Source organism: Tropicimonas aquimaris (genome assembly GCF_042676185.1).
Classification (GTDB): Bacteria; Pseudomonadota; Alphaproteobacteria; order Rhodobacterales; family Rhodobacteraceae; genus Tropicimonas; species Tropicimonas aquimaris.
The window spans coordinates 1-7308 of sequence record NZ_JBHTJT010000016.1 but is presented as its reverse complement, the minus strand read 5'-3'; the positions used below and the strand labels follow the sequence as shown (position 1 = coordinate 7308).

The following is a 7308-nucleotide window of genomic DNA, read 5'->3' as shown; positions in this document are numbered from 1 at the left end:
AGTGATCGACATCAATCCCTACAAGCAGAACCGTTTTCTGCCTGGCACTGGCATCCAGGTGATGGCACCGCAAGCGCTGGCGGCCACGCCGCCGGATACGGTCATTGTCATGAATCCCGTGTATCTCGATGAAATCGCGCGTAGCCTTGCCGATATCGGGCTCTCGCCGGAGATTGTCGCGGTCTAGCGGCGCGCTTCCGAGAGGAGAAGGAATGGCGACGACTGGCATGACGGAGACCCCGGCTCCCGGAGCCAAGGCAGAACCAGCGCCTTCCGTGCTGAATCCGTCTGTTGCCAAGAACATGGCCATGGTGGTTGCCGGCAAGGTCGTCGCGGTCATCGCCGGCATCGCCGTCACCGTTCTGACCACGCGCCATCTCGGTCCCGAGGATTATGGCCGATACCGTGAAGTCCTGAACTACGTAATTTTCGGCTCCGTGCTTGTGGATCTCGGGCTCTACATGACCCTCTTGCGGGAACTCGGAAAGCCCGGCTCCCATGCCCGTTACTTCGGTGCCGCGATGGCCCTCCGGCTGGTGGCAACAGGCGCCGCGCTCTTCCTGGCCGCTGTCGCGGGCCTCTTTCTGCTGGACGATCCGGTTGTGCGGACGGGAATGTTCGTCGGCGCTCTCTACTTCACGGTCTACCAGGCGAGCGAGTTGCTGATCGCGGTGTTCCAGCGGCATCTGCGACAGGACCGGCAGGTGATGGCGGAAATGGCCGGCAGCGCGGCGCTCATTGCCCTGACAGTGCTGGCGGTTGCGCTCGACGGGGGCGCCTTGGCAATGCTGGCGGCCCTGGTCGGGTCGGCGGCATTGACACTGGCAATCGCATGGCGATGGGCGGCGCTGCTGGAACCTTTCCGGCTGGTGGCCGATCCTGCCATCTGGCGCAACCTCGTGATCGAGGGGCTGCCCTTCGCAGGCTCGCGAATCCTGCTGATCGTCATTCTCCGCGGCGATATGCTGGTGATGGCGTTGACGCAATCGTCGCGCGCGCTTGGGCTTTACGGGATCCCGACCAAGGTCTTCGAGATCGTCACATCCATGCCCCCTCGGTTCTCGGGTTTGTTGATGTCGAACTTCACGGAAGCTGCCTCACGGCGTGACTTCGCGCTTCTCTCGCGGAACGTAGGAGAGGCCGTGTCGGTGATGCTCTGGTTCGGTGCAGGTGTCGTGATAACGACGACGGTCTTCGCGGAGGACATTGTGGTTCTCATCGGCGGCAACGTCTTTGTAGATGCCGGCGCCGCGATGGTGCTGATCGGGCCGGCGATGGCCCTTTCGGCCATCACCAGCGTTTTTCGCTTTGCCCTGGCTGCGGTCGAGCGGCAGCGGCAGCTGCTGTTGCTCGACGGCGCCGCCGCCATCTTTGCTTTTGGGCTCTTCTGGCTGCTTATCCCCATCCATTCCGGCGCGGGTGCGGCGGTCGCAAGAACCCTGGTCGAGGCCTTTATCCTGTGCGGTGTCGCGGTGATGGCCTATCGAGCCGGCATCAGGATGCCGCTCGCACGAAAGCTCGCGGGCGCAGCCCTGGCCGGCGTTCTCGGCGCAGGGGCGATGTATGAGCTTTCCGAGTTGACTGGCCAATGGTGGCTCGGCTTCCTGCTCGGGGGGCTCGTCTACTGCGTCATAGCTCTTATCGTTGGGCTGTTGCCTGGCAGAAGGACCCTAAGCTGGCTTCGGGCCAGGCTCGCCAGAACGCGCGTTTAGGTGGAGCGCACTTGCATGGGAAGATGGCACCGAAACCGCCGAAAGCGTTGCATCACGCAGCCGAATCGGAGCCAATTGGTATGGGTGTGGGGAGAGTGTCGGTATCGCGCGAGCGACCCGACACTTCGCTTGGGGGGAGTGCCTAATCTCAGAGGTAGAATGAAGATGAACAGTTTTCACGAGTATCCTGCCGGGTTGAAGATGACGCGGAATGCGTCTCCGGCAGCTACGATCGGGATTCCGGTCTACAATGGAGAAAACTATCTCGAGGAGGCGATAAGCTCTGCGTTGCGCCAGACCTTCGACGACCTCGAGGTACTGGTGTGTGACAACGCCTCAACCGACAGAACGGCCGAGATCGTCAAGGATCTGGCGGCTTCCGATAAGCGGGTCACCTATCTCCGGAATGAGACGAACATTGGCGCCGCAAGGAACTACAATCGCGTCTGGGCTGAAGGCCACGGCAGATACTTCAAGTGGCTCGCGCATGATGACCGGATGAAGCCGGAATATCTGGAGCGGACGATGTCGGTGCTGGACGATCGCTCCGAGGTGGTCTTGTGCAACAGCCGAGTGGATTACATCGATGCGGAGGGGGCTGTCTTCGATCAGTACGACGGCATCTTGGCCGTGGCCGATCACGCCCGCCCGTCGGACCGTTTCGCCGCTATCGTGCTGAGATCCCATTCCTGCGTCGATTTCTTCGGCCTTGTCCGGCGAGACGCGATGGAGAACTCGCTGCTGCACGGGACATTCCACGGCGCAGACCGGGCCTTTCTCGCCCAGATGGCGCTACGGGGAGGTTTCGCCCATATTCCGGAGCCGCTGGTGGAGATGCGCGAACATCCCAACCGCTACACGCGACAGAATATCTCCGTGCAGGCCAGGCAGACCTGGCACGACGGCGACCAGGGACGCCGGTTCGAGGTGCCGTCTCTGATCCTCTACCGCAAGTATCAGGCAATCGTGGCTCAGGAGGAATCGCTCACGGCCGATGAACGCAGCCGATGCAACCGGGTGCTGAAGCAGTGGTGGTTCGTCAACTGGAACTCGCTGCGGGTGGCCGTGGATGGAGTTTCCAATGTCATCCCCGGGTTTTCCACGTTCGCTGAAAATGCGAAGGTTCGGCTTTTCGGAGCTGCACCCGGTCATTTTACGAAGCGGTGAGCAAGTTGACCGGGCTTGAAGGATCGCTGCTTCGGAGGAGCCCATGGCGGACCGCTGTTTCAGAATAACCGTCGTCGCAGCGTGTCCCTTTCCAGCGCGCAGAGGAACGCCGATCCGGGTCGAACGGCTGACGGAAGCGTTCCAGGACCTGGGCAACGATGTGGAGCTGGTGACATACCACATCGGCCAGGACGAGTATCCGATGGCGTTTCCGATCCACCGGGTGTTCGGAGAACTGAAACCCGGCACGATTGCGCCGGGGCCGACGGTCGCAAAGCTGATGCGCTACGATCCGGCGATGGTCAGGCTTCTGAAACGCCGTCTCCTGGCGCGCCCTCCGGATTTGATCTATGCCCATCACTTCGAAGGTTTGCTGGTGGCCCTCGCAGCGCGCGGCCGACGTATGGTCCCAATCGTCTATGATGCCCACACGATGCTCGCCAGCGAGTTGCCGACGTACCAATCGGGCCCGATGAAAGCCGCCTCGTGCCGATTTGGCGCGTTCCTGGACCGCGCATTGCCGTCCCGGGCCGATCATGTGGTCACCGTCACCGAAGACATCCGGACCGCGCTTGTGGAGCGCCATGGTTTCGACCCGGACAAGGTCACCGTTGCCATGAATGGCGTTGAGGTCGACGAATTTGCGCCCATCTTGCGCGATGAGGTGGAACCCAACACGCTCGTCTACACAGGCACCCTGTCTCGGTATCAAGGGTTCGGCGATCTTCTTACCTCGTTCTCGATCGCGCGCGAGACCTGTCCTCAGCTGAGACTCAAGGTCTACACGAACGGCGATTTCGACAGCCTGGGGCGACAGGCCGAAGCGCTTGGCATTCGTGGCTCCATCGACGTGGAACCCGACACCTTCCAAGATCTGCCCGACCGCCTCGCCCGCGGAGCGATCGCCGTGCTTCCGCGTTCGGTTTGCGACGGAATTCCTCAGAAGCTGCTGAACTACATGGCAGCGGGGATGCCTGTTGTAGCCTATCGAGGATCTGCAAAGGTGATTGAGCACGAAGCCAACGGCCTGGTTGCAGAGAACGGGGACACCGAAGCGTTTGCCCAATACATTCTGCGCCTCGTGAACGACCCGGAGAATGCCGAACGACTTGGCGCCAATGCGCGCGACAAGGTGCTCGGGACGATGAACTGGCAGGCCGCCGCTAGAACGTGCCAGGGCGTGTTCGACCGGATCGTGAGCAGCTAACGGACATGCTTTGGCCAATTGTTCAAATCGCGGGGGGAGCCGGCCCGAAATCTCGGCACTCGAGCGGGAGGCGGCATCCGGCCGAAATCACCTTGGGCAACGAGTCCCCGGCGATCTGGCCGCCAATACTTCCATGGCACCGGCGGAAGCCCGGTACTCCAGGAAGCCTCGGGCGCGGGCTCAGGAGGTGAAGCGCCCTGCGGCAGGTCCGGTCAGTCGTTGTAGCCGAGTTCATCCAGCAGCCGTCCGCCGTGGGCGAGAGCATTCTCGAAGTCCTGCTGTTCGTCGATGCCGTCAGGAACAAATCGACGCCACTTTCCGATCCGTGCGCGCGATATTGTCTTCTCGATGTTGGTCAGCAGTGTTTCGGTAGGAGTGATCTCCAGGAACTCGAACATGGCACGAGCGTGGGCGCGCGGCTCCTGGCAGAAATCCTCATAACGCACCTCAAAGTATTTCGTCGGCCCGAGGTCGCGGCCAATCCTGCGTGCGCTCGAAACGCAATGGATCCACGATTGCATTTGGAGGCGAAATCGATGACGTACAATGGCTTGCGGGTCCGCGAGATCAATGTCCTTCCACGACGACATTCCATGATCTCCGAAGGTCACCATCTCGCAAAACCGTCGATAGTCGAACTTGCGCAAGAACCGTTGATGCGGGTTCGTGGCGAGTGTCCAGAGTTTCCTCGCGAGGCGTTTGGGGGCGCGCGCTGATGGCGGCGGCATCGTCAGCTGGAAATAGCCCCCGTCGGACAGCATCACGTCGCGCCCGTCGCGGATGACATGGACAAAGCGCGAGTCCGGGAAGCGCTCGGTGAGTTCGCGCATTAAGAAGAGCGACTCGCTCAGTTTCCAGCCCCACGGGCGAGCGTCGGCCGGGTCGTGGCCCTTGAAGAAGTAGGACAACGTGTCGTGCAATCGCACATCGATGAGTTTCTTCGCCGCGTCCGGCTGGTCGAGAAGCGCCGGCATGGCAGGATCGCTCAGGATCGGCAGTACGAAGCGTGCAAACCAGATCTCGCTGTCGAGAAAACCGTCCGCGATCTCGGCACCGTTGAACACCCCGGCCTCGAGTAACGCATTGGCAACGGCGCGTGTGCCAGAATGCGGACGCCCGACGATAACGAACGGGCCGGGCCTGGCGCAACTGATGATGTCGGTCGAGATCCTATGCCGGTCATCAGCCATTGTGGCGTAGCTCTATCGCCCGCTCGTAGATTGCTTCGAGCTTTCGGGTAAGTACAGGCCAGGTGAAGTCTCCACGCATGCGCGCGCGACCTTCGATCGAGAGGTGTCGGCGTTGCTCGGGCGCGTCCAGGAGATCGTCGATTGCCTGTGTGAGGCTGGCCGCGTCCCCCCGAGGCACGAGAATGCCAGCTCTGCCATAATCGACAATTTCAGGGATGCCGCCGCTTTCGGTCGCGATGACCGGAACGCCAGCGGCCATCGCCTCGGCAACAGGCATTCCGAACGGCTCGTTCCATACCGACGGAAAGACGACGATCGTGGACGCAGAATAGAGATCATGAATGGTGTCATGCGGCAGTGCACCCTTGAAGTTCACCCGCTCGACCGCATCGGGGTCGACCCTCGCTTTCATGTCCTTGAGAAACGCCGTCTGGTTGGCAAGAATCTGCCGGTAGAGCTTGCCGCGCAGTGTCTCCCCGTAGAACCCGCGAAGCGTGGCATCGAGTGGGTCATCCGACACGCCGACGTGAAAGGAGTAGGGCAGAAGCCCGGCGCCACCAACCAGATCGAGTTCGATATCGTCGCGCCGGCGCGCCACCTCGTTGAACGCGTCAAGAAGCACATGTATGCCCTTTTCGGGGGAGAGCCTGCCGACAAAGAGCAGCCGTTGGGGGCCAGATCGCGGCGCATCAGTTTCTGGCGCTTGGTCCTGGACAACGTGATCCACGCCGTTCCACAGGACCGCGTTCCGGGACGAAAGGGAGGGTGCCTTCTGGACCAGACGATCCACGAGGAACTGTGAACAGCCGATCGCGAGATCAATCGCTGGCAGAGCCGGATTGAGGACGCTGTCGGGCGCCATGGAGGCCGTCTCACCATGCATGTGGAGCAACAGCGCCGCGTTGGGCGCTGCATCGCGCAGCATCGGCATGAACTGAAAGTACGTGAAGACATGGACGATATCGAAGTCCTCGCCTTCGAGAGCGTGCGCGACCTCCTTGAAGTAGCCGGAAAAGTAACTCTGCCGCGTCATCAGCGGAGGCGAGACATCGAAGATGCCGGTCACTCGATCGGCAAGCTTGAATGCATTCTTCAAGGGCACGCGGATCGTGACGACCTTGAGATTCCCCTCTTTCTGAACGCGATCGCCTTCCTTTCCTCCGCAGTACAGAACGGTCTTGTGGCCTGACTCAGCCAGTTCGCGCGCAAGATTGTATCCAACAATGGCCAACGAAGAGCCATGTGAAAACGGCAAGGCGACGCTGTCGAGCGGTTGCACGACGATGGCTATCCGCATCCCGTTCCTTTCTGGCGTTTCACCGTAGCCGCTTTCGTCGCTTGCGCCAGCAATGCGCGGGAAGTGCCACGCTCAAGGCGTTGGGCCAATCGAGAGCCATTGGGCTGCCAGAGATCGGAATGACGCTCTGCAGGGGCGGCGCGCGAGCTTGCCCAAGTAATACTAGTTTTGTACCCGCACGGCCCTCGCCGATCAACCGGATGCGTCAGATATCTCTGGGAAGAGGCAGGGCAGGGTGCTCTTGAGTGTGTCGGCATGGGGACGCGTGCCCATTTCAAGTGCTTCGATCCCATCGTCAGTCCTCGTCCATCGTTGGAAACAGCCCAGTGGGGCGGGAGCGATGGGAAGGATTTCCATCGTCTGGCGCTCCAAGTTTGCAGGGCAGACCTGGCCGATGTGTTGGAGCTTCACTGCGGGCCCTATTCCCGTTCGTCAGCCCCCCGACATTCTGCGGTGACGGCGGGACACGGACCTGTAGCGCGCACCAACAGTGGATGATCTCTTATGCCGTCTTGTTGAAATCCGATGGATCGTGTCTCATCGTCCGCGGCCGCCAGTCAGCTGTGTCCCCTATCGCGAGCAAGGTTACTCCAACATGACCCACTTCTGTCGTCGGCGATCGGGAGACTGGCAATGACAGGCACTCACCAGGCTGAGATTCCGCCGAAAGCCGACATCGTGATTGCCGCGTACAACCGCGGCCGGGTGCTTTCGCGGGCGCTACGAACTGTCATT

5 protein-coding genes and 1 pseudogene are annotated in these 7308 nt (G+C 61.2%); 4 read left to right on the top strand and 2 right to left on the bottom strand.

Annotated elements, in window-relative coordinates; all coding sequences use genetic code 11:
• From ACFQ2S_RS11655 to ACFQ2S_RS11640, 4 genes and pseudogenes are all read left to right on the top strand, one after another.
• Window positions 1–187: pseudogene (locus tag ACFQ2S_RS11655) on the top strand (methyltransferase); the annotation flags it as partial.
• A gap of 25 nt (window positions 188–212) precedes the next feature.
• Complete coding sequence (locus tag ACFQ2S_RS11650) at window positions 213–1712, top strand: oligosaccharide flippase family protein (protein WP_386074628.1); 1500 nt, start codon at window positions 213–215, stop codon at window positions 1710–1712.
• A gap of 159 nt (window positions 1713–1871) precedes the next feature.
• Window positions 1872–2879 carry a glycosyltransferase gene (locus ACFQ2S_RS11645; protein ID WP_386074627.1) on the top strand — a complete coding sequence of 336 codons (1008 nt, stop codon included), beginning with the start codon at window positions 1872–1874 and terminating at the stop codon, window positions 2877–2879.
• A gap of 43 nt (window positions 2880–2922) precedes the next feature.
• Window positions 2923–4086, top strand: coding sequence for a glycosyltransferase family 4 protein (locus ACFQ2S_RS11640; RefSeq protein ID WP_386074625.1), 1164 nt, complete (start codon window positions 2923–2925; stop codon window positions 4084–4086).
• A gap of 212 nt (window positions 4087–4298) precedes the next feature.
• On the opposite strand, the gene ACFQ2S_RS11635 is transcribed toward ACFQ2S_RS11640, so the two are convergent.
• On the bottom strand, window positions 4299–5276 hold the full coding sequence (locus tag ACFQ2S_RS11635) for a sulfotransferase (RefSeq protein WP_386074623.1): 978 nt from the start codon (window positions 5274–5276) through the stop codon (window positions 4299–4301).
• The gene (locus ACFQ2S_RS11630) at window positions 5269–6573 is read right to left on the bottom strand and encodes a glycosyltransferase family 4 protein (protein WP_386074622.1); all 1305 of its coding nucleotides are present in this window, start codon (window positions 6571–6573) and stop codon (window positions 5269–5271) included. The genes ACFQ2S_RS11635 and ACFQ2S_RS11630 overlap by 8 nt, the downstream gene beginning before the upstream one ends.
• Between the last annotated feature and the right edge of the window lie 735 nt (window positions 6574–7308).

Bases quoted from the DNA above. Each gene is read 5' to 3' on its own strand.
- ACFQ2S_RS11650 (WP_386074628.1), top strand. From the start codon at position 213: ATGGCGACGACTGGCATGACGGAGACCCCGGCTCCCGGAGCCAAGGCA.
- ACFQ2S_RS11645 (WP_386074627.1), top strand. From the start codon at position 1,872: ATGAAGATGAACAGTTTTCACGAGTATCCTGCCGGGTTGAAGATGACG.
- ACFQ2S_RS11640 (WP_386074625.1), top strand. From the start codon at position 2,923: ATGGCGGACCGCTGTTTCAGAATAACCGTCGTCGCAGCGTGTCCCTTT.
- ACFQ2S_RS11635 (WP_386074623.1), bottom strand. From the start codon at position 5,276: ATGGCTGATGACCGGCATAGGATCTCGACCGACATCATCAGTTGCGCC.
- ACFQ2S_RS11630 (WP_386074622.1), bottom strand. From the start codon at position 6,573: ATGCGGATAGCCATCGTCGTGCAACCGCTCGACAGCGTCGCCTTGCCG.